General features: G+C 63.6%; 1 protein-coding gene. It reads right to left on the bottom strand.

Annotated features, from left to right (window positions below):
• The coding region (locus AC1DCY_RS27415; protein ID WP_477355873.1) for a hypothetical protein at window positions 1-252 on the bottom strand (252 nt) is incomplete at its 3' end.
• Between the last annotated feature and the right edge of the window lie 272 nt (window positions 253-524).

Genomic DNA, 524 nt, shown 5'->3' with positions numbered 1-524 from the left:
GCGCTCCAGTGCGTGCTCGGCAACGTCTGCTCCACGCTCCTGCACGGCCACCGGGCGCAGCAGTTCGTCGTATTCGGTCCGTGAGTGGCTGCCACGGCCGTCCCAGCGTTCGACGGCTTGCCCGGCCTCACCTGGCAGCGTCAGCCGCCAGCCGGCGTCCACGCTGTGGCTCGCCAACGGCAGGCCGGACAGGCTGAAGGTCTGACTCAGGTTGACGGGGACGGATGCGTCGGTTTGGGCCAGGGCAAACAAATACGGATCACGGCTGGCAACCGGTCGGCCAGCGGCGTCGAACCGTTGATGGGTGACCCGCGTTTCAAGCGGATCGCCCGCCTGCCGTCGGTGGAACTGYACGGTCCTGAYCGTCAGGCCACGCGAGTCCGATACCACGAGGCCAGGTGTGGCCGTGTGTGCGTATGACCAAGTTCCTGTAGGCATACATAATTACCTTGATACATGCGGGTTAGTCATACATCTCGCGCCCCCATGGACTCATGCATAGCTCCACGAATGTGGTTTATACG

This window comes from Lysinibacillus sp. 10T31, assembly GCF_056394365.1.
Note: the sequence above shows the minus strand (reverse complement) of the source record. Positions and strands in the feature narration are given on the sequence as shown.